This is a genomic window from uncultured Plantibacter sp. (assembly GCF_963518075.1).
In the GTDB taxonomy this organism is placed as follows: Bacteria; Actinomycetota; Actinomycetes; order Actinomycetales; family Microbacteriaceae; genus Plantibacter; species Plantibacter flavus_A.
On record NZ_CAUQHZ010000002.1, the window covers coordinates 101,169 to 126,118 of the forward strand.

Annotated in this window: 21 protein-coding genes and 1 tRNA gene; 14 read left to right on the plus strand and 8 right to left on the minus strand. The window is 69.1% G+C overall.

All coding sequences use genetic code 11. The annotated features are described in order from the left end of the window. Positions 1–111 precede the first annotated feature (111 nt). The 3 genes from RWN05_RS04225 (at position 112) to RWN05_RS04235 (ending at position 1,720) form a co-directional block, all read left to right on the plus strand. A complete protein-coding gene (locus tag RWN05_RS04225) occupies positions 112–1,107 on the plus strand; it encodes a hypothetical protein (RefSeq protein WP_079002328.1) in 996 nt (331 codons plus the stop codon). Between the two features lie 55 nt (positions 1,108–1,162). After that, on the plus strand, positions 1,163–1,540 hold the full coding sequence (gene rsfS / locus RWN05_RS04230) for a ribosome silencing factor (protein WP_079002329.1): 378 nt from the start codon (positions 1,163–1,165) through the stop codon (positions 1,538–1,540). A gap of 107 nt (positions 1,541–1,647) precedes the next feature. Further along, positions 1,648–1,720: transfer RNA gene (locus RWN05_RS04235), tRNA-Ala, on the plus strand. 86 nt (positions 1,721–1,806) lie between these two features. On the opposite strand, the gene RWN05_RS04240 is transcribed toward RWN05_RS04235, so the two are convergent. Next, complete coding sequence (locus tag RWN05_RS04240) at positions 1,807–2,634, minus strand: aldo/keto reductase (RefSeq protein WP_079002330.1); 828 nt, start codon at positions 2,632–2,634, stop codon at positions 1,807–1,809. A gap of 162 nt (positions 2,635–2,796) precedes the next feature. Here RWN05_RS04240 and RWN05_RS04245 point away from each other — a divergent pair, with 162 nt between their 5' ends. Further along, a complete protein-coding gene (locus RWN05_RS04245; RefSeq protein ID WP_079002331.1) occupies positions 2,797–4,287 on the plus strand; it encodes a DHA2 family efflux MFS transporter permease subunit in 1,491 nt (496 codons plus the stop codon). Between the two features lie 21 nt (positions 4,288–4,308). On the opposite strand, the gene RWN05_RS04250 is transcribed toward RWN05_RS04245, so the two are convergent. The 3 genes from RWN05_RS04250 to RWN05_RS04260 are packed head-to-tail and all read right to left on the minus strand — an operon-like array spanning position 4,309 to position 7,306. Next, positions 4,309–5,466, minus strand: coding sequence for an NAD(P)/FAD-dependent oxidoreductase (locus RWN05_RS04250; protein ID WP_079002332.1), 1,158 nt, complete (start codon positions 5,464–5,466; stop codon positions 4,309–4,311). Beyond that, positions 5,463–6,179, minus strand: coding sequence for a class I SAM-dependent methyltransferase (locus RWN05_RS04255; protein ID WP_314138676.1), 717 nt, complete (start codon positions 6,177–6,179; stop codon positions 5,463–5,465). Before RWN05_RS04255 ends, RWN05_RS04250 begins: the two co-directional genes overlap by 4 nt. Then, on the minus strand, positions 6,179–7,306 hold the full coding sequence (locus RWN05_RS04260) for a type III polyketide synthase (RefSeq protein WP_079002334.1): 1,128 nt from the start codon (positions 7,304–7,306) through the stop codon (positions 6,179–6,181). The genes RWN05_RS04255 and RWN05_RS04260 overlap by 1 nt, the downstream gene beginning before the upstream one ends. 55 nt (positions 7,307–7,361) lie before the next feature. Between RWN05_RS04260 and RWN05_RS04265 the strand changes: the two genes are divergently transcribed. Beyond that, positions 7,362–8,219 (plus strand): UbiA family prenyltransferase, encoded by an 858-nt coding sequence (locus tag RWN05_RS04265; RefSeq protein WP_079003897.1) that lies wholly within the window; start codon positions 7,362–7,364, stop codon positions 8,217–8,219. A gap of 9 nt (positions 8,220–8,228) precedes the next feature. On the opposite strand, the gene RWN05_RS04270 is transcribed toward RWN05_RS04265, so the two are convergent. Beyond that, a complete protein-coding gene (locus RWN05_RS04270; protein WP_079002335.1) occupies positions 8,229–9,398 on the minus strand; it encodes a lytic transglycosylase domain-containing protein in 1,170 nt (389 codons plus the stop codon). 116 nt (positions 9,399–9,514) lie between these two features. Here RWN05_RS04270 and RWN05_RS04275 point away from each other — a divergent pair, with 116 nt between their 5' ends. Both RWN05_RS04275 and RWN05_RS04280 read left to right on the plus strand, forming a co-directional pair. Continuing rightward, complete coding sequence (locus tag RWN05_RS04275; protein WP_240555757.1) at positions 9,515–10,687, plus strand: glycoside hydrolase family 3 N-terminal domain-containing protein; 1,173 nt, start codon at positions 9,515–9,517, stop codon at positions 10,685–10,687. A 104-nt stretch (positions 10,688–10,791) separates the two neighbouring features. Further along, a complete protein-coding gene (locus RWN05_RS04280; protein WP_064295582.1) occupies positions 10,792–11,346 on the plus strand; it encodes a YceI family protein in 555 nt (184 codons plus the stop codon). A gap of 62 nt (positions 11,347–11,408) precedes the next feature. Here the strand turns inward: RWN05_RS04280 and RWN05_RS04285 are convergent, their stop codons facing one another. From RWN05_RS04285 to RWN05_RS04295, 3 genes are all read right to left on the minus strand, one after another. Beyond that, a complete protein-coding gene (locus RWN05_RS04285; protein ID WP_079002337.1) occupies positions 11,409–12,449 on the minus strand; it encodes an aromatic acid exporter family protein in 1,041 nt (346 codons plus the stop codon). A gap of 8 nt (positions 12,450–12,457) precedes the next feature. After that, positions 12,458–13,423, minus strand: coding sequence for an App1 family protein (locus RWN05_RS04290; protein ID WP_079003898.1), 966 nt, complete (start codon positions 13,421–13,423; stop codon positions 12,458–12,460). 133 nt (positions 13,424–13,556) lie between these two features. After that, positions 13,557–14,237, minus strand: a complete 681-nt coding sequence (locus tag RWN05_RS04295) for a DedA family protein (protein ID WP_079002338.1) — start codon at positions 14,235–14,237, stop codon at positions 13,557–13,559. 201 nt (positions 14,238–14,438) lie between these two features. On the opposite strand from RWN05_RS04295, the gene RWN05_RS04300 reads away from it, so the two are divergent. From RWN05_RS04300 to RWN05_RS04330, 7 genes are all read left to right on the plus strand, one after another. Further along, a complete protein-coding gene (locus RWN05_RS04300; RefSeq protein ID WP_079003899.1) occupies positions 14,439–15,860 on the plus strand; it encodes a cytochrome ubiquinol oxidase subunit I in 1,422 nt (473 codons plus the stop codon). Positions 15,861–15,869: 9 nt separating this feature from the next. Further along, a complete protein-coding gene (gene cydB / locus RWN05_RS04305; protein WP_064295578.1) occupies positions 15,870–16,874 on the plus strand; it encodes a cytochrome d ubiquinol oxidase subunit II in 1,005 nt (334 codons plus the stop codon). A gap of 9 nt (positions 16,875–16,883) precedes the next feature. After that, positions 16,884–18,590, plus strand: a complete 1,707-nt coding sequence (cydD, locus tag RWN05_RS04310; RefSeq protein WP_314138683.1) for a thiol reductant ABC exporter subunit CydD — start codon at positions 16,884–16,886, stop codon at positions 18,588–18,590. Beyond that, positions 18,583–20,253 carry a thiol reductant ABC exporter subunit CydC gene (cydC, locus tag RWN05_RS04315; RefSeq protein ID WP_079002340.1) on the plus strand — a complete coding sequence of 557 codons (1,671 nt, stop codon included), beginning with the start codon at positions 18,583–18,585 and terminating at the stop codon, positions 20,251–20,253. Before cydD ends, cydC begins: the two co-directional genes overlap by 8 nt. Next, a complete protein-coding gene (locus RWN05_RS04320) occupies positions 20,253–21,605 on the plus strand; it encodes an anthranilate synthase component I family protein (protein WP_079002341.1) in 1,353 nt (450 codons plus the stop codon). Before cydC ends, RWN05_RS04320 begins: the two co-directional genes overlap by 1 nt. A gap of 116 nt (positions 21,606–21,721) precedes the next feature. Next, the gene (gene leuS / locus RWN05_RS04325) at positions 21,722–24,283 is read left to right on the plus strand and encodes a leucine--tRNA ligase (RefSeq protein WP_064295574.1); all 2,562 of its coding nucleotides are present in this window, start codon (positions 21,722–21,724) and stop codon (positions 24,281–24,283) included. A 125-nt stretch (positions 24,284–24,408) separates the two neighbouring features. Continuing rightward, on the plus strand, positions 24,409–24,828 hold the full coding sequence (locus RWN05_RS04330) for a hypothetical protein (protein WP_314138688.1): 420 nt from the start codon (positions 24,409–24,411) through the stop codon (positions 24,826–24,828). Positions 24,829–24,950 lie beyond the last annotated feature (122 nt).

Below are 24,950 nucleotides of genomic sequence, written 5' to 3' on the forward strand. Positions count from 1 at the left end.
CGCGACGAGAGCGCTCCAGCACCAGCGTCCACGTCACCCGCGCCGTCGTCGAGCGCTCCGGCATCCGGTGCGCCGGCTCCGGCCCCGACCGGTGGACTCACGCGTCGTCAGTTGCGAGAACTCGAGCGCACCGGCTCGATCGAGCAGGTGGGCTCCCCGGCAGCGCCGGTCGCTCCTCCGGTCGAGCAGCCGGTCCCCTCGGTCGCCCTGCCGCCGCGGACGCCCGATCAGGTGGTCGCTCCGCCTCAGAAGCAGAACAAGGCGGCCCGTCAGCAGGCAGCGAAGCTCGCGCAGCAGGAAGCGGACGCCAAGGCTGCCGCTGCTGCTGAGCAGGAACGTCGCGAAGCCGAGGCCACCAAGCAGGCCGAGCAGCGCCAGGCCGCCGCGCGCAAGGCCGAAGAACAGCAGGCTGCAGAACGCAAGTCGGCAGAGCGCAAGGCCGCTGAGCGGGCCGCCGCCGACGAGCGCGCGGCCAAGGCCCGGTCGGCCGAGGCGCCGACGCCTTCCGTGACCCCCGCCGCTGCGGCGCCGGTGGCCACCGGTTCACTCTTCGACGTCTCGGATCGCGACGACATCTCCGAGGACCCCGCGTCGACCCTGTCCAAGGGGTTCGGGCGCGACTCCATGCTCGTCGCGGCACTCGAGGCCGAGAAGGCTTCGCAGGCGGACAACGAGGTCGCGTTCGAGGACCTCCTCGGAAGCGGCATGACGAGCACGGGGCAGATCACCACGAGTTCGCTCATCATCCCCGTCGCTCCGGCCCAGGCTGAAGCGGGAGCCACGTCCAACTCCACTGGCGAGATCCTCATCACCGGAACCATCGATCTGCCCCGCGGACTGGGTTCCGCCGGTCAGGACCCGAACCATTTCGACGGTGCAGGGATCGACCGACTCATCGAGGGCGATGAGCTGCCGGCCTCGGTCACCGCGGCATCTCCGGTCGCGGCCAGCCGTGCGGTCAGCAGCCACGGTTCCACGCGCGACGTCGTCCCGGCCACCACCAACCAGAGCAACAAACTGTTGATGACGCTCGCGATCGCCGCCGCGGTGCTCGCCGCCGGCGTGATCGCGGTGCTCATCATCGGTTTCTTCGGCGGAGCGTTCTAGCCCTGCCGGCATTCACCCGATCGCGCTCCATGCGATCGTCAGAGGAGTACACCACATGACCCTGTCCGACACCACACTGGACGCCGTCCAGCTCGCAGCGACCGCAGCCGAGTCCAAGGGCGGCGAGGATCTCGTCGCGCTCGACGTCTCCGGTCCGTTGCCGTTCGTCGACGCCTTCCTCCTCGTCACCGGCCGGAGCGAGCGCAACGTCGTCGCCATCGCCGGCGAGGTCGAGGACCGCTTGAACGCGAGCGGCGTGAAGACGCTGCGGCGCGAAGGCAAGTCCGAGGGGCGGTGGATCCTGCTCGACTTCGGCGAGGTCGTCGTCCACGTCTTCCACGAGGAGGAGCGGATGTACTACTCGCTGGAGCGTCTGTGGAAGGACTGCCCGGTGATTCCGCTGGTCTCGTCCGCACCGCAGCCCGCGAACTGACCATCCCGTCGGTGCCGAGCACCGAAAGTGGTCACAACCGCTCTCAAGATGTAGTAACCTATTCAAGTTGCTTCCGCTGAAACAGCAGGGGCAAGCAAGTTGAATACGGGTCTGTGGCGCAGCTGGTAGCGCACCTGCATGGCATGCAGGGGGTCAGGGGTTCGAGTCCCCTCAGATCCACCCGAACACCGAGAAGTCCCCGTCAGCGGAACAGCTGACGGGGACTTCTGCGTTGGTCAGACCCTGGGTTTGGCGGGACCCTGAGGTCAGTTCACCTCGTCGGGGTGGCTGCCGACGCGCTTGCCCGAGTCGAGGGCGTCGATGGACGCGATCTCGTCGGCGGAGAGCTCGAAGCCGAAGACGTCGAAGTTCTGGGCGATGCGCTCGCGCGAGTTCGACTTCGGGAAGACGATGAGCCCGTTCTGCAGGTGCCACCGGATGACGACCTGCGCCGGCGTGACGCCGTGCGCCTCTGCTGCAGCGGAGACGGCCTGCTCGCCGAAGAGGTCGTACTTGCCCTGACCGAGCGGGCCCCAGGACTCGATGTGGATGCCGTGCTCGGCACCGAAGGCGCGCAGCTCACGTTGGGCGAACGCCGGGTGGAGTTCGATCTGGTTGACCGCAGGGACCGTCTCGGAACCGGCGATCAGCTTCTCGAGGTGCTCGACCTGGTGGTTCGACACGCCGATCGAACGCGCCTTGCCTGCCGCCTTGATCTCCTCGAGGGCGAGCCACGCTTCGAGGTAGTCGTCCTTGGCCGGGGTCGGCCAGTGGGTCAGGTACAGGTCGACGTGGTCGAGCCGGAGCTTCTCGAGACTCTCGTCGATGGCGGCGTGAGCGGACGCCTTCTGGTGACGGTCGTTCCAGAGCTTCGTGGTGATGAAGAGTTCGTCGCGGGGGATGCCGGACTTCGCGATGGCGGCGCCGACTCCCTCCTCGTTCTTGTAGATGGCCGCGGTGTCGATGTGGCGGTAGCCGACCTCGAGCGCGTCCGAGACGATGCGCTCAGCCTCCTGCGGGTCGACGAGGAAGACGCCGAAGCCGAGCTGAGGGATGGTGTGGCCGTCGTTCAGGGTGATGGTGGGAACTGTCATGTCCTCATGCTGGCACCGGAACCGTCCGGCCGGAACAGGTCTTCGCCCTGCGCGTAACCGGTCGACACGCATGGGAATACCAGCGGCGGCATGACGCTTGTGTTTCGAGAGGGCAGGCGTCTGCCCGCACGACGGCCGAGGCCTGAGAAGGATGACACCGCTATGACGACTGAAACCGTGCCGAATCCGACCGGTTCCGTCCCGACGACCGGGAAGCCCTCGGACGATCGCCTCCCACCCGGGTCCAAGCTCCTGATCGGGCTGCTCCTCGTGTCGGCGTTCGTCGTCATCCTCAACGAGACGATCATGAGCGTCGCCCTGCCGCGGCTCATGCAGGACCTCGACATCACGGCGAGTTCCGCACAGTGGCTGACCACCGGCTTCATGCTCACCATGGCCGTCGTGATCCCCGCGACCGGGTTCCTCCTCGAGCGGTTCTCCCTGCGGACGATGTTCATCACCGCGATGGTGCTGTTCAGCCTCGGTACGCTCATCGCCGCGCTGTCCCCGGGATTCGGCACGCTCCTGCTCGGTCGTGTCGTCCAGGCCAGCGGTACCGCCATCATGATGCCGCTGCTCATGACGACCGTGCTCAACGTCGTGCCGGTGTCGGCACGCGGCCGGACGATGGGGGCGATCTCGATCGTCATCTCGGTCGCGCCGGCCGTCGGGCCCACTGTCTCCGGCCTCATCCTCAGCGTGCTCGACTGGCGCTGGATGTTCTGGATCGTCCTCCCGATCGCCGTCGCCTCGCTGGTCCTCGGTGCCGTCCTCGTGCGGAACGTGACGGAGCCGCGTCGGGTCCGCTTCGACGTGCTGTCGCTTGTCCTCTCCGCGTTCGCGTTCGGTGGTCTCATCTTCGGGCTGAGCAGCATCGGCGAGTCTGCCGAGGGACACGCGCTCATGCCCGTCTGGATCCCCCTCACGGTCGGTGTCCTCGCCCTGCTGGGCTTCGTGCTCCGCCAGCGTGCGCTCGCCCGCGACGACCGGGCGTTCATGGACCTCCGCACCTTCGCGAACCGCTCGTTCTCCGTCTCGATCATCCTGGTGGTCATCGTCATGATGGCGTTGTTCGGCTCGCTGATCATCCTGCCGATCTACCTGCAGACCGTGCTCCAGGTCGACACCCTGACCACGGGCCTCATGTTGCTGCCAGGCGGCCTGACGATGGCCGCTCTCGCGCCGCTGGTCGGGTCGCTGTTCGACCGGTTCGGTCCGCGTCCACTCGTGATCCCCGGGGCCTTCGCCGTGAGTGCTGCGCTCTGGCTGTTGACGATGCTCGGCGTCGGCAGCGCCATCGTCATGATCATCGCCGTCCACGTGCTGCTGAGCGCCGGCCTCGCGTTCATGTTCACCCCGCTCCTCACCTCGGCGCTCGGTTCCCTGCGGCCCGAGCTCTACCCGCACGGCAGCGCCATCGTCGGCACGGTCCAGCAACTCGCCGGAGCGGCGGGGACGGCGTTGTTCATCACCATGATGTCGACCACGGCGGCGGCTCGTGCGGCGGCCGGGAGTGCCGCGGTCGACGCGACGGCGGCCGGTGTGCAGGCTGCGTTCATGTGCGGGGCCGTGCTCTCGCTGCTCGCGATCGGTGCGTCGTTCCTCATCCGGCGAACGGACCAGGCTTCCGCGGGCATGCACGTCGGTCACTGAACCGGAAGACCTCGGACGGCGTCAGCGCAGCCAGCGCATCGTGTAGGCGTCGGCGAGGATCGGCATCGCGGGACCGTTGAGCGCGGTTCGCAGCGCGAGGTCCCGCACGCCGACGAGCGGGCCCGGCAGTGGACGTCCCAAGCGCATGTTGAGTTCCGCCTGCCAGGAGGCCCGACGGATCGCGCGCTGTTGGCGGGAGACGGCCGCGGCCACGTCGTGCTGTGTCGAGCGATGCCCGGCGGTCATGCGGGCGATCAGTGGCGCGAAGACCCGTGCGTCGGACCAGCCCAGGTTCATGCCCTGGCCGCCGATCGGGCTGATCTCGTGGGCGGCGTCGCCCAGATAGACGACCCGATCGTCGACGACGCGCTTCCGTCGTCGACGGAGCACGCCGAACGCGCTGAGCATGGTGTTCGTCGCCGGGTCGACGTCGTCGCCGGTGCGGTCGGCGACGAGGGACGCGAGGTCGGACGCGGTGGGTTCCGGGCGGGCCGCGTCCTGACCGTCCGAGTACCCGGTGTGTACGACGTATCGTCGCATGCCATGGGGGAGCGGGAAGGACTCGACCACGCCGCGGTGGTGCAGGTGCACCCTGGCGATGGAACCTGCCCCACTCCGATCCGCGACGTCCCCCATGAGGTACCGGTCCCGATACCGGTGCACCGGGCCCGGAGCCTGCATCCCGTCGACGGCGGCGCGTCCGCCTGCTGCGACGACCACGACGGTTGCGCGGGTGCTCACCGTTCCATCGGCGTCGTTCCCGGACACGAGGACACCGTCCTCGGCCGGAGTCAACCGCGTGCAGCTCGTCCCCGTCCGAAGCGATCCCGGTGCGACGGCCTCAAGTCGAGCACGGAGGACCCGTTCGGTCCGCCATTGCTCGAGCGCGGCGACGTAGGGGTGCGGTACGGGCCGATCACGGAACACGACCGCCCCGAGGCGTCGTCCGGCGTTCCAGGCTTCGCCCTGGTCGATCCGGACCGCGTCGCGGCGGATCTCGTCGAGGACGCCGAGCTCCTCGAACAGGTCGAGTGACGGTGGGTGGATCCCGATAGCCCGGGTGCCGGAGGGGGAGTCCGACCGTCGTTCCCAGACGGTCACGTCGACGCCGGCCTGAGCGAGGAGGATCGCGGACACGAGGCCGACCGGTCCGCCTCCGATGACGAGCACCTCGGTCATCGGGGCTCGTCCGCTGCCGACGAGACGGTCTGCGAGAGCAGGAGTCGCATGGGGAACCGACGCTCGACGATCCAGTCGTTCGGCACGACGCGCTGCAGCTCCCCCTGGCGATAGCTGCGACGGATCGAGCGCAGCCCGTCGACGTGGAGGAAGGAGCGCCGTCGTCCTGCACGGGTGGCGAGCCCGTAGACCGCGTACGCGAGTCGGTTGCGCTCGAGGTCGCTGTGCAGGACGAGTCGTCTGGCGATCCGTGAACTGTCCGCGAGCAGGCTCGACAGTCCCGCGGGATCGAGGTGGTGGAGCACATGGTTGGACAGGACGATGTCGGCCTCCTCGCCAGCGGCGACGAGGTCGCTGCTGTGCGCCGGACGGAAGGCGACGGGGCCATCGGGGTACCGGCGACGGGCGAAGGCCACGGACCGCTCGTCGGGATCGATCCCCACCACCTGCACGCGGAGGTGGTCGGCCCTCGCCCAGTCGGCGATGGCCACGGCGACATCGCCGCCACCGAAGCCGATGTCGAGGATCGTCGTGGTCCGGGACGGGCGGAGGAGTGGACGGATGCGTGACCGGTACAGGCCACGCCAGCCCGAGACGAGCCGGTTCACCGTCTCGAACCTGGCGTAGGTGGCGTCCAGCAAAGCGGGATCGCAGTCGGGGTCGTCCATCAGTTCGAGGAGATCCGTCGCACGGCGGCCGAGGTCGGGCAGCATCAGACTCGGCCGGCCCGGAGCCGGAGCAGTGCGCTCTCGATCGTCAGTCCCGGACCGAAGGCGAGCGCGCACACCCGTTCATCGGCGTCAGCCGGCGCGCCGTCGAGCAGACGCTGGAGGATGAAGAGCACGGTGGCGCTCGACATGTTGCCGTACTCGCGGAGCACCGTGCGTGACGGAGCCAGCAGTTCGTCGTCGAGCCCGAATCCGCGCTGGACCCGGTCGAGGATGCTCCGGCCACCGGGATGGATCGCCCAGCGATCGATCGATGAGACCGGGGCGTCGTCGGCTGCGGCGAGGAGTGGGCGGAGGGCGATCTCGAGATGCTCGCCGATCAGCTTGGGCACCGCGCCGCTCAAGACCATCTCGAATCCGTGATCGCCGATCGTCCAGGCCATCTCCGTCTCGCCGTCCGGCACGAGCGCGGTGGACCAGCCGTCGAACTCGAGCACGGGCGCGGAGGATCCGGTGTCCCGACCGGTCACGACGGCGGCCGCAGCACCGTCGGCGAACACCGAGGAACCGAGGATCACGTCGGGGTCGTCGGAGGAACGGAGGTGGATGGAGCAGAGCTCGATGCAGACCACGAGGACGACGGCGTCGGGGTCTGCTGTACAGAACGCCTCTGCGGCGCGAAGGGCGGGGAACGCGGCGAAACACCCCTGGAACCCCAGGTGGTAGCGCTCCGTGCCCGGGTCCAGCCCGAGGTCGCGCACGAGGAGGTATTCCGGGCCGGGCGCGAAGAACCCGGTGCAGGACGCGGTTACGACGTGGGTGACGTCCGCCGCCGACAGACCGGGGGCGGCGTCCAACGCCCGCCGTGCGGCCTCCAGGAGCAGCGGGGGAGCGTGCTCGATGTAGGCGTCGTTCCGCACGCCGGTGGGCGGGGAGAGCACCTGCCGCTGAGCCGCGTCGTAGAAGGCGGCCGTGGTCGTCTCGACCTCGTGGTCGAAGGCGTCGATGACGGTGTGCCTGGTGTCGATCGCGGACGCGTCGAACGCCGCGCCGATGAGACGCTGGGCGAGCCGGGTCCGCCCGGGTTGGTCGCGGAACACATCCCTGATCTCGTCTTGATGAAGGATGGTCTGAGGAACGGCCACGCCGATCGCCCTCACGGAGACGGTCATGCTGCAGTGTACCGCCGTGGCATGGGTGTCACCCTAAGCTGAGGCGGTGTTCTCCATGGTCCGTCGTCTGTTCGCGTCCTCCCATCCCGGACCGACCGTCGCGGTGACCGTCCTCGCCGTCGTGCTCGGATCGGCCGTCGGCCTGCCACCCCTTCGGACGGCCCTGCTCGCCGTGGTGGTGTTCGTCGGACAACTCTCGATCGGCTGGTCCAACGACTGGCTCGACGCCAGACGCGATCATCGCTCGGGACGACAGGACAAACCGGTCGCACGCGGCGACCTCAGCGTCTCGGCAGTCCGGGCGGCGGCGCTGCTGGCCGGTGCGGCGAGCATTCCGCTCTCGGCATCCCTCGGCTGGGCGTCGGCTGCCTCGCACCTGCTCTTCCTGGTCTGCGGGTGGGCCTACAACCTGGGCCTCAAGTCGACGGCCTGGTCGGTCGTCCCGTTCATCGTGGGGTTCGGCGCACTGCCCGCCGTGGTCACCTTCGCTGCGGTCCCGCCGATCGTGCCGGCCGCGTGGACGCTCGCGGTCGGTGGACTGTTCGGTGTGGCGATCCACTTCACGAACGCCCTACCCGATCTCGAGGACGACCTGCGGACCGGGGTCCGCGGTCTGCCGCACCGGCTCGGCGCGCGGACCGCCGGTCGGACGGCCTTCATCGCCCTCGGCGTCTCAGGTATGGTCGCCGTCCTCGGACAGAGCGGGATCTTCGTCGGCAGGCCCATCGCCCCGCCGATCGTCGGGGTGCTGGGCGCGGTCGGCGTCCTCGCGCTCGTCGTGTGGGGGCTCGTGCTCGTCGGAACCCGAGCGCCGGACCGTCTGCTGTTCCGACTGATCATCGGGGCCGCCCTGCTCGTCACCGTGGTGCTGGCAGTGGCCGGGACGAATCTCGGCGCGGCCCAGGTTGGTTGAGACGAGGCGTCAGTACCAGTTGGTCGCTTCGGAGTGCGCCCACGCGCCGCAGGGGGAGCCGTACCGGCTGTCGATGTAGCTCAGGCCCCAGTTGATCTGCGTCGCCGCATTGGTGCGCCAGTCGTCGCCGGAGCTGGCCATCTTGCTCCCGGGCAGAGACTGCGGGATGCCATAGGCGCCGCTGGACTCGTTGTAGGCGTTGACGCGCCAGCTCGACTCCCGGGTCCAGAGCTGCAGGAGGCACTGGAATTCTCCGCTACCCCAGCCGTAGGCGCCGATCGCGGACTGCGCGTACGCCTTCGCGCCGGCCGGGTCGGCTGCCAGGTCCGGCGGCGGAGCGCTTGTGGAACCCTCGCCACCGGTCGCCTCGTTGCGTCGCTGCTCTTCCGCCGCGATCGCCTCCTGGCTCTGCGCGTAGGCCTGTTCGACCGCCGCCGTGGTGTTCTTGAGGACGGCGAGCTGCTGGTATAACCGGTCGCGATTGGCCTGCTGCTCGGCGACCGCCGCATCTGCGGCGTCGCTCGCGGACTGCGCCGTCTCGTAGCTGGCATCAGCCGCCTCCGAGAGTCGCTGACGTTCGGTCTCCGCCGCCGTCGCCTGCTCAGCGAGCGCGGTCGCCGTGTTGCTCGCGGCGGTCGCGGACGCGAGGTCTTGCGCCGAGGTCTCGCTCAGCTTGCTGATCGCACTGAGTTTGGAGAGGAGGTCGTCGTCGGCCGCACCGGAGAGGACGAGGGAGAGCGTCGGATCGACGCCTCCGGTGCGGGTCATCTGGGCGATGACCGCGCCGGCCTGACGCTTGCTCGATGCCGCTGCCGACACCGCTGCCGTCGCCTGCGCACTGATGGTGTCGGCGACGGCGGCTTGCGCCTCGAACGCCGCCTTCGCTTCACCTGCCGCCGCACCCTGGCGGACGGCTTCGTCGCCGAGCCGGGCGGATTCGTCGCGCAGACCGTCGAGGAGGGAGACGATCCGGTCGGCTTCGGCCTGAGCGGTCGATTCGTTCGCTTTGGCCGCCTGGACGTCGTCCCAGCTCGGGTAGTCGGCGGTCCGGAACGAGGTGGGGGTCACGGCGGCCGCCGGGCTCGCGACCGACACCGCGATGACGAGCGCGGCTCCGAGGGCTGCGGCTCGCGAGACGCCCCTCGAGCGGGGCGAGAGGGCTGTCAGCGGCTTGCGCATGCGTCCATCCTGGCGGTCACCCACGCAAGTGTAGCCGTCGATGTCACATTCGTCACTCCTGCCACACCGCGAGCGACGCCCAGCCTGCATGGAAGATCCGAGCCTAGAGTGGGCCGGTGCAGCTGGGACGACGAGGGTTTCTCGCAGTCGGCGCCTCGATGGCGGCGGGTGCCGTCCTCGGCCTGTCCGGGTGCACGGGGCCCGGATCCTCGAAGCCGACGAACCGTCCCACGAGCACGACTCCGGCTGCAGCCGACCAGCGTGCGGCCGCCGAACTCGCAGCGATGACCCTGGAACAGCGGATCGCGTCCATGCTGATGCTCCACGCTCCAGGAACCGACCCGGGCACGCTCCGGGCGTTCGTCGAGCGGTATCAGCCGGGCGGCTTCATCATCATGGGCGACAACGTGCCGGGCCTCGCGGGGCTGCCTGCGGTGACGAGTGCCCTCAGCCCCGACCCGACCATGCCGCTGCTCATCGGCATCGACCAGGAGGGCGGCGATGTCCGGCGCATCGACGAGGACGTCTTCGCCGCTGCCGACACCCTGAAGTCGCAAGCGCCCGCTGCGAGCGAGGAGGCGTTCCGCCAGCGAGCGGCCATGCTCGCCGGTACGGGTTGCTCCGTCAACTTCGGCATCGTCGCGGACGAGACCGCCGATCCGAACTCCTTCATCTTCGACCGTGCCCTCGGGACGACGCCGGATGCCTCGGCGGAGCGGGTGGCCGCGGCCGTCCGTGGTGAGCGGGGCGCGGTGCTCAGCACGTTGAAGCACTTCCCCGGCCACGGGCAGGCGCCGGGGGACTCGCACTCGACGGTCCCGACGACGGCCATCGGTGCCGCGGACTGGGCTGCGACCGACGCCCTGCCGTTCGTCGCCGGTATCGAGGCCGGAGCCGAGGTCGTGATGTTCGGCCATCTGGTCTATTCGGCGGTCGACGCCGCGCCGGCGACGCTGTCGGCGGCGTGGCACGAGCGCCTCCGGAACGACCTCGGCTTCACCGGCATCACGATCACCGACGACATGCTCATGCTGCAGCACACCGGCCTGGCGGAGTACCGGAACCCCTCGGAGAACGCGATCCGCGCCGTGGCCGCCGGGAACACGATGCTGCTGTTCGTCCTCGGGGCTGACCCGTCGTCGACCGGTGTCGACCCGGCCGTACTCGTGGCCGACATCGCCGCCGCGGTCCGGTCCGGCAGGATTCCGGAGTCGACGGTCGCCGATGCGGCGCACCGACTGCTCCGCGTCCGGCTCGGCCTGCCGTCGCTCCGGCCGATGTCGCGCTGATGTCGGTGAGGAGAATTTCTCGGGGATGTGGGAATAGCTTCCAGGTCCGTGCGTTTGAATAGAACGTGGCGCGAGTGCGCCGACATCGACGCAAGGAGTACCGCATGACCGACACCCTGACGATTCCCGGCTACAAGGTTGGCACCTGGGAGGTCGACACCACGCACAGCGAGGTCGGCTTCAGCATCCGCCACATCATGGTCTCGAAGGTCAAGGGCAAGTTCGAGCGCTTCAACGCGACGTTCGTCACGCCGGAGAACCCCCTCGAGACGAAGGTCACCGCGTCCGCCGAGGTCGCATCGATCAACACGAACCAGCCCGACCGCGACGGTCACCTCCGCACCGGTGACTTCTTCGACGCCGAGACCTACCCGACGATCGACTTCGTCTCGACCGGCGCCCGCGCCAAGGGCGACGACTTCCTCGTGGACGGCGACCTCACGATCAAGGGCGTGACCAAGCCCGTCACCTTCACCGTCGAGTTCGGCGGCTTCGCGACCGACCCCTACGGCAACTACAAGTTCGGCGCCACGGCGACCACCAAGATCAACCGCGAGGACTTCGGCCTCACCTACAACGCGGCGCTCGAGACCGGCGGCGTTCTGCTCGGCAACGACGTCACGATCACCATCGAACTGCAGGCCGCGCACCAGGCGTAGTCCCAGGACGTCGAAGGGCCGGTGGAGCTTCGCTCCGCCGGCCCTTCGTGTATCCGGCCGACTCAGGTCGGTTCGCCGACGATCTCGTCGCGTACGCGGCGGAGGTCCTCCATGAGCGATCCGATCAGGATCCAGTGCTGGGGGTGCGGGCGGGCGATCACGAGGGGAGCGGTCAGCGCCGGGATCTCCGCGGTCTCGGTCGGTGGCTCGTCGGACGTGGCACGATCGTTCACGAGCAGCCTGAGATCGTGGGCCGCTCGCGTCAGCTCGACGGCGATGTCCGCCACCGTCGGCTCCTCGTGCAGGGTCGGGTCGTCGTGGTCGTGCACCGATCGCGCCATGCCGAGGGTCCTCGTGACCACCGGCTCCAGTCGACGCAGCAGCAGGCGCTGACGGTCGAGCTCGTCGCGGTGCCTCGATCGACGAGGGTTGAGCAGCAGGCTGTCATCGCCTTCCTTCACCGCGGCGATCGCCCGGTCTCGCAGGGGCTTCAGCGCGCGGGCCTCCTGGAGCAGCGCCACCAGCTCCGCGTCCGAGTTCGCGCGCGTGAGTGAGGTGGCGAGATGGTCCAGGGTGTCGGCGCACGCGAGCGCGAGGGCGGTCACCGCCGCCTTCGCGGGAGCGAGGAGGACCGGTGCGACGAGGACGACGTTGACGAGCAGCCCGATGCCCGCACCGAGCACGGTCTCGACGATCCGCGCGACCGCGTAGTCCGGGGTCGCAGCGCCGATCGACAGCACGAGCATCGCACTGATCGGGATCTGGTTCGCGGATCCGGGCCCGAGGCGGAGGACCCATCCGAGCAGGATGGAGATGACGATGGCCAGGAGCACGATCCAGGCGGAGTGTCCGAAGACGATCCCGATGGCCGTCGCGAGGATGACGCCGGTGATGACCCCGAGGCTGCGCTCGAGCGCCTTCCCGAACGACTGGTTGACGCTCGGCTGCACCACGAGGATGGCCGCGATGGCGGCGAAGACCGGGAGCTGGCCCGGGATGATCGTGATCGCGACGATCCAGGACGCGATGGCGGCCAGCGCCGTCTTCAGCACCTGGAGCAGGGGCAGGCGCGATCTGGTGCGCAGGACGGGGACGACGGACATCGGTGCCGTCAGAGCTTGTCGTGGAGCTGGTCGAGCAGTTCTGCACCGTTCCCCGCGTAGACCCAGGGGGCGCCCGCGTGCTGGGTGCCGACCTTCGAGCGTCCACCGGCGAGCACCGCTTCACCGGGGGAGAGCTGACGGATCGCCACGGCGGCGACGCGGTCGGGGTGGCGTTCCTCGAAGCTCCGGTAGAGGGCCTCGTCGTGCTGTCCGTCGTCGCCCACGAGCAGCCACCGCAGACGAGGGAAGTCCTCGGCGAACCGGTCGAGGTTGTTGCGCTTGTGCTCGCGACCGCTGCGGAAGAACCGGTCGTGCGTCGGACCCCAGTCGGTGAGGAGGAGGGCGCCGGCCGGGTAGAGGTTGCGGGAGAGGAACCGGGTGAGCGTCGGCGCGACGTTCCAGGCGCCGGTGGAGAGGTAGATGATCGGCGAACCGGGGTGCTCACGCGCCGTGCGCTCGAGGAAGACCGCCATACCTGGTACCGGTGTCCTGGCGTGCTCGTCGAGGACGAAGGTGTTCCAGGCCGCGACGAGCGGGCGGGGGAGCGCCGTCACCATCACCGTGTCGTCGATGTCGGAAACGATGCCGAACTCGATGTCGTCGGCGACGATGAAGACCGGCGCTTCGACCGGGTCGCTGCCCTCCGAGCTCAGTCTGAGGGTGTGCCAGCCTGGGGTGAGCGAGACCTGGACCACCGCGTCGACCACGCCGCCTCGGTCGCCCGTGACCGTGTGACGCTGCCCGTCGACCTCCACCTCGACCGTCGGGTCGGCGATGCTCAGCGCGAAGAAGCTCTTCCAGCCGCGCACCTTCTGCTGCGGTTGGACGGTGGTCTTACCCGGTTCCGCCAGGACGACCCTGGCCAGGACACGGATCCAGGACGTCGATCCGTAGCCGGTGAAGGGGATGACCGCCGCCTCGCGTCCGTGCCGCCTCGCACGACGCTGGCGGCGCAACTGGACGGCGTCCTCCATCCGTGCGGCGAAGTGCCGGATCTGCTCGGCGGCGTCGGAGGAGGCCGTTGGACGATCGTCGGATGCCTTCACCCGTTCAGTCTGTCATGCCGGTGCGTCCGGCCCGCCGTCTCGCGGCGATGACGGTCGTCTGCTACTGGGGCGTCGAGTCGTCGTCGGGTGGTGTCGCGTCCTCCTGGGCCAGCATGTGTCGCTCCTCGCTCCGCTGGAGGAGTCGCTTCACGACGAGGACCACGACGGCGAAGACGACGATGATGCCGACGAAGACGTAGCCCGCCCAATGGAGTCGGTCCGACAGCTCGCGATAGCTGCCCGCGGCCAGTGCGCCGACGGAGACGTAGGCCGAGGACCAGATGACGCAGGCGGGCAGCGTCCAGGAGATAAAGCGTCGGTAGCTCATCGTGCTCATCCCGACCGTGAGAGGGATCAGCGAGTGCAGGACCGGGAGGAACCGCGAGATGAAGACGGCGATGCCGCCCCGCCGGTCGAGATAGCGCTCGGCCCGGGCCCAGTGCCGCTCGCCGATCCGGCGGCCGAGTCTGCTGGCACGGATGCGCGGGCCGAACCAGCGGCCGAGCGCGAAGCCCACCGACTCACCGATGAGCGCGCCGGTGATGACGGCCAGGATCATCGAGATCCACTGGACGGGTCCGACGACGGCGGTGCTGGCGACGATGACGACCGTGTCGCCCGGGACGACGAGGCCGACGAGGACCGAGGTCTCGAGCATGATGCCGACGCCGGCGAGGATCGTGCGCGTCACGGGGTCGACGCTCTGCACCAGGTCGAGCAGCCAGCCGAGCACGTCGTTCACGGCTCAGAGCCTACTGCCGCGGTTGTGGGAGCGGCTCGGAAACGCCTGTTAGGACACCCTTGGATGTGTGGTCTGACCACAGGCGTGAAGTCCTGTACCATTGATCTCGACGACATGGATCGAAGCCACGGGGATGACCACCCCGATCGGGCCGCACCTGCGCCGCCTTCCCTGGATGCCGCGAAAAATGGAGTGTTCATCGTGAACGACCTTCTCGACCCGCTACTGCTGTCCCGATGGCAGTTCGGCCTCACCACCGTCTACCACTTCATCTTCGTACCGCTCACCATCGGCATGGCGGTGACGGTCGCAGGGTTCCAGACCGCCTGGGTCCGGACCGGCAAGCTGCACTACCTGCAGCTCACCCGATTCTTCGGGAAGATCTTCCTCATCAACTTCGCCATGGGCGTCGTGACGGGCATCGTCCAGGAGTTCCAGTTCGGCATGAACTGGTCCACCTACTCCAGGTTCGTCGGCGACGTCTTCGGCGCACCGCTGGCACTCGAGGGCCTGCTCGCCTTCTTCCTCGAGGCGACGTTCATCGGGCTCTGGATCTTCGGCTGGGACAAGCTGTCACCGAAGCTCCACCTCGCCACCATCTGGATCGTGGCGCTCGGCACCGTACTCTCGGCCTACTTCATCATCGCGGCGAACGCCTTCATGCAGAACCCGGTCGCCTTCCGGATCAACGAGGAGCGCGGTCGCGCCGAGCTCACGAACATCTGGGAGCTGCTGACCAACAAGGTCGCCCTGGCAGCCTTCCCGCACACGATCTTCGCGTGCTTCATGGTCTCCGCAGCCGTCATCATCACCGCTGCGGCCTGGCACCTCGCCCGGGGCCAGCACGTCGAGGCGATGCGCCCGGCGCTCAAGGTCGGAGCGTGGAGCATGCTCCTCGCGGGCGGTGCCACCATGCTCGCCGGCGACCAGCTCAGCCTCGCCATGGTCGAGACCCAGCCGATGAAGATGGCGGCTGCGGAGGCGATGTACAACACGGCGAGCGGTGCCGACGCCTCGTTCTCGATCTTCACCCTCGGCACGCCCGACGGCGTCCACGAGCTCTTCTCGATCCGTATCCCGTACCTCCTGTCGTTCCTCTCGACCCACACCTTCGACGGCACGGTGGAGGGCATCAACGACCTGCAGGCGCAGTACACCCAGCTCTACGGTCCGGGCGACTACTCGCCCGTCATCTGGGTCACCTACTGGGCGTTCCGCTGGATGATCGGTCTCGGCCTCGCCTCGATGCTCGTCGCGGCCGCCGGTCTCTGGTTCACCCGCAAGGGCCGCGAGCCGAAGCGCTGGATGTGGCGCGTTGCGGTCTGGGCCGTCCCGATGCCGTTCCTCGCCATGACCATGGGTTGGGTCTTCACCGAGATGGGCCGCCAGCCGTGGATCGTCTTCAGCCTGTTGAAGACGGAGGACGCGGTCTCGCCGAACACCACCGGCCTCGACGTCCTGATCTCGTTGATCGCCTTCACCGTCGTCTACGGATCGCTGCTGGTCGTCGAGTTCGGCCTCCTGAAGAAGACGATCAAGGCCGGGCCCGACCCGATCGAGCTGTCCGAACCCGACGAGGACGGCGTGCAGAAGCCCGCCGCCCCCGCGACCACGGTCTACTAGGAGCGCATCATGGACCTCACGATTCTCTGGTTCTGGATCATCGCCGCACTGTTCGTCGGCTACTTCGTCCTCGACGGCTTCGACTTCGGCGTCGGCATGACGATCCCCTTCCTCGGGAAGGACGAGACCGACCGCCGGATGCTCATCAACACCATCGGGCCGGTCTGGGACCTCAACGAGACCTGGCTGATCGTCGCCGGTGCGAGCCTCTTCGCCGCCTTCCCCGAGTGGTACGCGACCCTGTTCAGCGGCTTCTACCTCCCGCTGCTGTTCATCCTGCTCGCGCTCATCATCAGAGGGGTGTCGTTCGAGTACCGGCACCAGCGGCCGGAAGCCTCCTGGAAACGGCGCTTCGACCTCATGATCATCGTCGGCTCGGCCCTGCCGGCCTTCCTCTGGGGCGTCGCCTTCGCGAACATCGTCCAGGGCGTCCCGCTCGACGCCGACCACAATTTCACCGGCACGCTCTTCACCCTGCTCAACCCGTACGGCATCCTCGGTGGTCTCACGACGCTCGTGCTCTTCTTCGCCCACGGAGCCGTGTTCGCCTCGCTGAAGACCGAGGGCGACATCCGCGAGCGCGCCCGCCGCCTCGCGAGCCGTGCCGGGCTTGTCGCGATCCTCCTCGCGGCGTCGTTCCTCGGCTGGACCGTCCTCGCGCACTTCTCGCTCCCGGTGCTGATCCTCGCCGCCATCGCCGCGGTCTCGCTCATCAGCGCCTGGTTCGCGAACAGCCGAGGGCTGGAGGGCCGTGCGTTCGCGCTCATGGCCGTGACCGTCGCGGCGGCCGTGCTCACCCTGTTCACCGCGCTCTTCCCAGCGGTGATGCCGGCGAGCAACGACCCGGCGAACAGCCTGACGATCGCGAACGCCTCCTCGACCGAGTACACCCTCACGGTGATGTCGTGGACCGCCCTGATCTTCCTGCCGCTGATCCTCGCCTACCAGGGATGGACGTACTGGGTGTTCCGCAAGCGCATCACGCGGAAGCACATCGAAGCCGCCGCGCACTAACCTGTCATCGTGCGCCCCCTCGATCCGCGACTGCTCCGCTATGCCCGCGGAGCCCGGTCGGTCCTCGGACTCGGCGCGGTCATCGCGCTCGTCCAGACCGCCTGCACGCTCGGGTTCGCCTGGTTCGTCGCCCAGCTCGTGTCCCGGTCGATCGCGGGGGATCCGGTCGAGGAGCTCCTGCCGTCGCTCTGGCTGCTGATCGGCATCGTGGTGCTGCGTGCCGGGACCGTCCTGGCATCCGACTCGGTGAACGCCCGTGGCTCCGCGATCGTCCGCAGTCAGTTGCGGCGGGCCCTCGCGGGTGCGTTCGAGACGCTCGGGCCGGGGTGGGTCTCGCGTCGGAACTCCGCCGCACTGACGACCGTGGCGGGCCGCGGGCTCGACGCCCTGGACGCGTACTTCGGTCGCTATGTCCCGCAGCTCATCCTCACGGCGATCGCCATGCCGATCATCGCGGCGGTGATCTTCGTCCAGGACCCGCTCAGCGGCATCACGGTGATCGTGACGCTCCCGCTCATCCCCGTCTTCATGATCCTCATCGGATTCGCGACCCAGGCGGTGCAGCGGCGCCAGTGGGAGACCCTGGCCCACCTGTCGCGCGGGTTCCTGGAGCTCGTCGCGGGCATGGCGACCCTCAAGCTGTTCGGACGGCAGCACCGGCAGGTGCAGCGGATCCGGACCGTCACCGAGGAGTACCGCGTCGAGACGATGAAGGTCCTGCGGTTCTCGTTCGTGAGCGGCTTCGCCCTCGAGCTGCTGTCGAGTCTCGCGGTCGCCGTGGTCGCGGTCGGCATCGGCCTGCGGCTCCTCGACGGCTCGCTCCTCCTCGGAACCGGGCTCTTCGTGCTGATCCTGGCCCCGGAGGCCTTCCTGCCACTGCGGAACGTCGGTGCGAACTACCACGCGGCCGCGGAGGGCGTCACCGCCGCCGACGAGGTCTTCGAGATCCTCGACGAAGCGAAGGCCGTGCGCGAATCGCCGTCGGCTCCTGATCAGGTCGGCGATTCTGCAACGGTCGGCGACTCCGCTCGCCCGACGTCTGGCCTGGTACTCGACGGTCTCGGCGTGCAGTACGACGAGCTGCGGGTGCTGGACGGCCTCGACGCGACGTTCCCGGCCGGCGTGTTGACGGCTGTCGTCGGCGCCAGCGGAGCCGGGAAGACGAGCATGGCGTCCGCGATCCTCGGATTCGTGGACGCCACCGGATCGATCCTGCACGACGGCGGACGCGTGCCGCCCACGCCCGGCGGACGACGCTGGCTGTCGTGGGCGCCGCAGCGTCCGGTCCTCATCGCCGGGACGGTCGGCAGCAACGTCGCGCTGGGCGACGGCGCCCCTGACGAGGCGCTCATCGTCGAGGCGTTGTCGGCACTCGGGCTGTCCGCGCTGCCGCTCGGACACCCCATCGGCGCGGTCGGCGACGGCGTGAGCGGTGGGCAGGCGCAACGGATCGCGATCGCGAGGGCCCTCTACCGGCTGCGGCGCACCCCGGCGGATGCCGGAACGCCGGTGCTGCTGCTCGACGAACCGAGTTCGGCGCTCGACGCCGCGTCCGAGGCGCTCGTCATCGAGGCCGCGCGCGACGCCGCTCGGGCCGGGGCGGCCGTGATCGTCATCACCCACCGACCGTCGATCGTCGAACACGCGGATGCCGTGCTCGAGATCCGCGTGCGGTCGGAACGCGTCCAGGACGACGAGGTGATGCTCCATGGATGAGCGCGTCCGACAGATCATCCGACTGGCGCAGCCACCGGCTCGCCGCTTCGTCCCTGGACTCCTGGCCGGCATCCTCTCCGCGGGGGCCGCCGTAGCGCTCCTCGCTTCGAGCGCGTTCCTCATCACGAAGGCCGCCGAGCAGCCCTCGATCGTCGAGCTGGGTGTCGCCGTCGTCGGGGTGCGCGCGTTCGCGCTGGCCCGGGCGTCCTTCCGGTACCTCGAACGCCTGCTGAGCCACGATGCTGCATTCCGTCAGTTGGCGCAGCTGCGCGCCGGCATCATCGAACGCGTCATCCCGGTGGCTCCCGACGGACTGCAGCTCACCGGGCGGGGCGACCTCCTCACCCGCCTGGTGACCGATGTGGACGAGCTGCAGAACGTGCCGTTGCGGGTCGTCCAACCACTGGTGGTGTCGGGTGTCGTCGCCGGAGCCTCCGTCATCCTCACGACCGCGCTGCTCCCGGCCGCCGGGATCGCGCTCGCGGTCTGCCTCGTCGCGGCATTCCTCGTCTCGTGGTTGCTCGTGAGTCGGGTGGCGGCGCGCGCCGAACGCGAACTCGCGCCGCTGCGCGGTGCGCTGTCGGAAGCCCTGCTCGAGCTCGTGACCGGTCTCGACGTGCTGACCGCCTACGGCGCGGTCGATGCCGCGCGGGCACGGATCGAACATGCCGACGCGGCACTCACGCGCGCGATGGTGCGGCGGGCCGCGGGCGCTGGGGTGGCCGGCGCCGTCCTTTCCCTGGCTTCCGGGGCGTCCGTCGTCGCGGCGCTCTGGGCAGGCATGCCTGCACTGGGAACGATCGGCGGCCCGGCGCTCACCGTGATCGTCCTCGTCCCGCTCGCCGTGTTCGAGGTCTGCGCGATGGTGCCGCTCGCGTTCGGGGCCTGGCGGGAAGCGGTCGCGAGTGCTGAGCGCGTGGCGGACGCGGTCCCGAGCGAGCGCCCACGCGAGATCCCGGACGAGGACTCCGGCAGCATCCTCACGCCGACCTTCGACGGCGTCATGCTCGAGGCGGAGCACCTCAGCGCACGTTGGCCCGGGAGTACGGCGGCGGCGCTCGCACCGATCAGCTTCCGGCTGTCGGCCGGCGACCGACTGCTCGTCGAAGGCGACAGCGGAGCCGGGAAGACCACCCTGGCGCACACCCTCGTCCGCTTCCTCGAGTACGAGGGTGGGTACCGCGTCGGCGGCGTCGAGGCACGCGACCTCCGTCCGGACACGCTGCGCGAGTCGATCGGGCTCGTCGAGCAGCGTCCGTTCCTCTTCGACGCAGACATCCGCCAGAACCTCCTCTTCGCGAGGGACACGGCCGACGACGCGGAGCTCGAGGCCGTACTCGAGCGGGTCGGGCTCTCGTCCTGGCTCGCCGAGCGTGGTGGACTCGACCGCCCGGTGGGGGAGCACGGCGCGCTCGTCTCCGGGGGGCAGGCGCAGCGCATCGCCCTCGCCCGTGCGCTCCTCCGCGAGTTCCCCGTGCTCGTGCTCGACGAGCCGACGGCCAACGTCGATCCCGAGCGTGCGACCGCCTTGCTCGAGGATCTGCTCGGTGTCGCGGGATCCGAGGGTCGTGCGGTCATCGTGATCTCGCACACGCCGGTTCCCGACGAGCTCGTGACCGGTCGCCTCCGGATCGTCGCGCCGCCGATCGCGGCCGTCGGCTGATGCGATCCACCGGAGCACGCCGGCAGGTCGTCCTCCCGGCCTGGTCCGAGCCGGAGGACGTCTACCGCCGCGTGTTCGCTGACGAGCCCTGGGCGGCCTGGTTGGATTCGGGCCAGGGCGCCCGGACCGGCGTCAGTCTCATCGGACGCGGGACCGAACGCCTCGTCGCGGACGTCCGGCTCGGCACGGTGGAGCGCGTCAGCCAGGTGTCAGCCTCGGTCGACCGGACGACGATCCTCGACGCCCTCCGCACCGTGCGTGCGGAGGGCGACCCGGGCGATTGGGTCGGGTGGTTCGGCTACGAGTCGGGGGCAGGGCTCGTCGGGGTTCCTGCACACGCGGCCGCCACCCCGGATGCGCTCTTCCTGCGCCTCGACGATCAGGTGCGGTTCGACCATGCGGCGCGGACGGTGACGATCTCGTCGGACGATCCCGACTGGATCGCGACGACCGTCGAGCGGCTCAGCACGGCGGCCGAGCCTCCTCCCGTGGCCGAGGCTGCCGGCGGGGTCTGCGCGCCTCGCCACAGCGACGCCGCATACGTGCGGCTCGTCGAGCGGTGCCAGGAACACATCACCCGTGGGGACGCCTACCAGCTGTGCCTGACGAACCACCTGCGCGTCGACGGGGTCCATGACCCGCTCGCGACCTATCTGCTGCTGCGCAGGACGAGCCCCACGCACCACGGCGGCTTCCTCCGGTTCGGTTCGATCAGTCTCGCGAGCGCGTCTCCGGAGCAGTTCCTCGAGGTCTCGGCCGACGGCCGCGTCCGGACGAAGCCGATCAAGGGGACCCGGCCGAGAGGCGCCGATCCCGAGGAGGACGCCCGTCAGCGCGCCGATCTGCTCGCGAGTCCCAAGGAGCGCGCTGAGAACCTCATGATCGTCGATCTGATGCGGAACGACCTCTCCAGAGTCTGCGAGCTGGGTTCCGTGGCGGTGACGGCGCTCCACCACGTCGAGAGTTACCCGCAGGTGCACCAACTCGTCAGCACCGTCGAGGGACGGTTGCGCGCAGGGCTGGATGCACTCGACGTCGTCGAGGTCGCGTTCCCGGCCGGATCGATGACCGGGGCCCCGAAACGCCGGGCGATGGAGCTGCTGTACGACCTCGAAGCGGGGCCGCGCGGGGTGTACGCCGGTGCCTTCGGCCTGCTGTCCGCGGACGGATCGATGGACCTCGCCATGGTCATCCGCTCGATCGTGATCGATCCGCAGGGTGCGTCGATCGGCACGGGTGGTGGCATCACGGCGCTGTCCGACGCCCGGGAGGAGCTCGAGGAGACGTGGACCAAGGCGGCGGCCCCGCTGGCAGCACTCGGCGTCGGACGTCCGCCTGCCGAATCCCGGTAGGCTTGACCGTTGGACGGAGCGCCGTCGTGCGCTCCAGCCCGTCCATCCTGCGGCCGAGCGCCGTGCGAGCAACCCACGGGATTCCACCCCCAGCACCTGCAGTGATTGAGAGTGACGTGTCAGACGAGCGCAACACCGACGACCGCCGAGACGGCGAGCGGTACGACTTCCAGGCGATCCAGGAGAAGTGGCTTCCCGTCTGGGACGAGCTGAAGCCCTTCGCAGCAGGAGATCCTGCCGACAAACGTCCGCGCAAGTACGTGCTCGACATGTTCCCGTATCCCTCGGGCGACCTGCACATGGGTCACGCCGAGGCGTTCGGTTTCGGCGACATCGTCGCGCGGTACTGGCGTCACCAGGGCTTCAACGTCCTGCACCCGATCGGCTGGGACTCGTTCGGTCTCCCCGCCGAGAACGCGGCCATCCAGCGCGGTGTCGACCCGCGCGAGTGGACCTACGCGAACATCGCGCAGCAGAAGGCCAGCTTCCGTCAGTACGGCCCCTCGTTCGACTGGGACCGCGAGCTCCACACGAGCGACCCCGAGTACTACCGGTGGAACCAGTGGCTGTTCCTCCAGCTGTTCGAGAAGGGCCTCGCGTACCGCAAGGCGAGCCCCGTCAACTGGTGCCCGAACGACCAGACCGTGCTCGCGAACGAGCAGGTCGTCGACGGACACTGCGAGCGCTGCGGCGCCGAGGTGACGAAGAAGAAGCTCACCCAGTGGTACTTCCGCATCACCGACTACGCGGACCGCCTGATCGACGACCTCAACCAGCTCGAGGGCACCTGGCCGGCCAAGGTGCTCAGCATGCAGCGGAACTGGATCGGTCGATCCAACGGTGCGGACGTCTCGTTCTCCATCGAGGGTCGTGCCGAGCCGGTCTCCGTGTACACGACCCGCCCCGACACGCTGTACGGCGTGACGTTCATGGTCGTGGCGCCCGACTCCGAGCTCGCAGCCGAGCTCGTCGCCGACACCTCCGACGAGGTCAAGGGGCGCTTCCAGGCCTACCTCGACAGCGTCAAGGGCGAGAGCGAGATCGCACGGCTCGCGACCGACCGCCAGAAGACCGGCGTGTTCCTCGAGCGCTACGCGATCAACCCGCTGAGTGGCGAGCGTCTGCCGATCTGGGCGGCCGACTACGTCCTGGCCGACTACGGTCACGGGGCGATCATGGCGGTTCCCGCGCACGACCAGCGCGACCTCGACTTCGCGCGGGCGTTCGACCTGCCCGTGCGTGTCGTGGTGGACACCACCCAGCCCGTCACCGGTGCCATCCCGATCATCGTCGACGGTGAGCTGCCGGAGGACCTCCCGTCGATCGATCCCGCCAAGACGGGTGTCGCGCTGACGGGCGACGGTCGCCTGACGAACTCCGGCCCGTTCGACGGCCTGAGCAAGGCGAACGCGATCCCGAAGGTCACTGCGGCGCTCGCATCGAGCGGCCTCGGCGCGAAGACGAAGAACTACCGCCTCCGCGACTGGCTCATCTCCCGACAGCGCTACTGGGGCACGCCGATCCCGATCATCCACTGCGACGCCTGTGGCGAGGTGCCGGTCCCCGAGGACCAGCTCCCCGTGCGGCTGCCGGACGCCGCGGGTCTCGACCTGCGTCCGAAGGGCATGAGCCCGCTCGCGGCGGCAGAGGACTGGATCAACGTGGACTGCCCCTCGTGCGGGAAGCCTGCGAAGCGCGACTCCGACACGATGGACACCTTCGTCGACAGCTCGTGGTACTTCCTCCGGTTCCTGAACCCGACCTCCGACGAGATCGCGTTCGACCCGAAGGAGGCCGACAAGTGGGCCCCGGTCGACCAGTACGTCGGTGGTGTCGAGCACGCGATCCTGCACCTGCTCTACTCGCGGTTCATCACGAAGGTCCTGTTCGACCTCGGCAAGGTCGGCTTCACCGAGCCCTTCAGCGCGCTCCTCAACCAGGGCATGGTCATCCTCGACGGTTCGAAGATGAGCAAGAGCAAGGGCAACCTGGTGGAGTTCGCTCAGGAGCTGAGGTCGTACGGCGCCGACGCCCTGCGCGTCACGATGGCGTTCGCCGGTCCTCCGGAGGACGACATCGACTGGGCGGACGTCTCGCCGGCCGGTTCGGCCAAGTTCCTGGCACGCGCCTGGCGGGTCGCGCACGACGTCACCAGCTCGCCCGACGTCGCCTGGAAGGACGGCGACGAGAAGCTGCGGAAGGTCACGCATCACTTCCTCGCGGAGGCTCCAGGGCTCATCGAGGCGGGCAAGTTCAACGTCGTCGTGGCACGGCTCATGGAGCTCGTCAACGCGACGCGGAAGGCGATCGACGCCGGGCCCGGCGCGGGCGACCCCGCCGTGCGCGAGTCCGCCGAGGTCACGGCCATGGCGCTCGACCTCTTCGCACCGTTCACCGCCGAGGACATGTGGGCCAAGCTCGGCTACCAGCCGTCCGTCTCGCTGGTGCCGTGGCGGAAGGCCGACCGGTCGCTGTTGGTCGAGGACCAGGTGACCGCGGTGGTCCAGGTCGACGGCAAGGTCCGCGAACGGCTCGAGGTGTCGCCGAAGATCTCCGGCGAGGAGCTCGAGCAGCTCGCACGCGCGAGTGCGGCAGTGCAGCGTTCCGTGGGCGACCGCGAGATCGTCAACGTCGTGGTGCGTGCCCCGCGTGTGGTGAGCATCGCGACGAAGGGTTGATGCGGTTCGGGGCGGGCCCTGTGGCCCGTCCCGAACACGCTCGGAGCGCTGGGCGCCACCCTCGAGTCCGATCCGCTTGTCCCATCCGGCGGCAGTCTGCCCTGCTTCCTCGGTAGCATGACCGGGTGATCGCTCCCGCCCCAGCCGTACGAACGCTCCGCGTGTTCCAGATCCTGTGGGTGGTCGGCTTCCTCGTCGGGACGACGACGCACACCGCGGATCTGATCCTCGGCGGGTTGGACGTCTACGGCGGCTTCCCGCCCGGCGTCCGGCTGTTCTGGGTGACACTCACGGTCTTGGACCCCATCACCGCTGTGTTGATCGTCCTTCGACGGCGCTCCGGCATCGTGCTCGGTATCGCGGTGATCGTCGCCGACATCGCCGTGAACTGGACCGTCTTCGTGCTGCTCGGCGGACTCTCGTGGTTCGGCGTCATCAATCAGAGCCTGTTCGCGGTGCTCATCGTCGTGACCGCTCGCCCGCTGTGGATCTGGTTCGGGCAGTCTTCGACGCGAGAGGGGGCTGAGCCAGCCAGAGTGGCCTGACCCCCCGGTCGGAAGACGACCAGTCAACACCGAGGCGCTCGGTGAGCTGACTGCATTCTGCATCCCAGGCGAACGCGCTCCACAGGGGTCGTCGCGGTGCGGTCGGTGCCCATGGCGACGGC

What these genes read in the sequence shown, in the direction of transcription:
- rsfS (WP_079002329.1), top strand. Translation starts at nt 1,163, where the DNA reads ATGACCCTGTCCGACACCACACTGGACGCCGTCCAGCTCGCAGCGACC.
- RWN05_RS04240 (WP_079002330.1), bottom strand. Translation starts at nt 2,634, where the DNA reads ATGACAGTTCCCACCATCACCCTGAACGACGGCCACACCATCCCTCAG.
- RWN05_RS04245 (WP_079002331.1), top strand. Translation starts at nt 2,797, where the DNA reads ATGACGACTGAAACCGTGCCGAATCCGACCGGTTCCGTCCCGACGACC.
- RWN05_RS04250 (WP_079002332.1), bottom strand. Translation starts at nt 5,466, where the DNA reads ATGACCGAGGTGCTCGTCATCGGAGGCGGACCGGTCGGCCTCGTGTCC.
- RWN05_RS04255 (WP_314138676.1), bottom strand. Translation starts at nt 6,179, where the DNA reads ATGCTGCCCGACCTCGGCCGCCGTGCGACGGATCTCCTCGAACTGATG.
- RWN05_RS04260 (WP_079002334.1), bottom strand. Translation starts at nt 7,306, where the DNA reads ATGACCGTCTCCGTGAGGGCGATCGGCGTGGCCGTTCCTCAGACCATC.
- RWN05_RS04265 (WP_079003897.1), top strand. Translation starts at nt 7,362, where the DNA reads ATGGTCCGTCGTCTGTTCGCGTCCTCCCATCCCGGACCGACCGTCGCG.
- RWN05_RS04270 (WP_079002335.1), bottom strand. Translation starts at nt 9,398, where the DNA reads ATGCGCAAGCCGCTGACAGCCCTCTCGCCCCGCTCGAGGGGCGTCTCG.
- RWN05_RS04280 (WP_064295582.1), top strand. Translation starts at nt 10,792, where the DNA reads ATGACCGACACCCTGACGATTCCCGGCTACAAGGTTGGCACCTGGGAG.
- RWN05_RS04285 (WP_079002337.1), bottom strand. Translation starts at nt 12,449, where the DNA reads ATGTCCGTCGTCCCCGTCCTGCGCACCAGATCGCGCCTGCCCCTGCTC.
- RWN05_RS04290 (WP_079003898.1), bottom strand. Translation starts at nt 13,423, where the DNA reads ATGGAGGACGCCGTCCAGTTGCGCCGCCAGCGTCGTGCGAGGCGGCAC.
- cydB (WP_064295578.1), top strand. Translation starts at nt 15,870, where the DNA reads ATGGACCTCACGATTCTCTGGTTCTGGATCATCGCCGCACTGTTCGTC.
- cydC (WP_079002340.1), top strand. Translation starts at nt 18,583, where the DNA reads ATGGATGAGCGCGTCCGACAGATCATCCGACTGGCGCAGCCACCGGCT.
- RWN05_RS04320 (WP_079002341.1), top strand. Translation starts at nt 20,253, where the DNA reads ATGCGATCCACCGGAGCACGCCGGCAGGTCGTCCTCCCGGCCTGGTCC.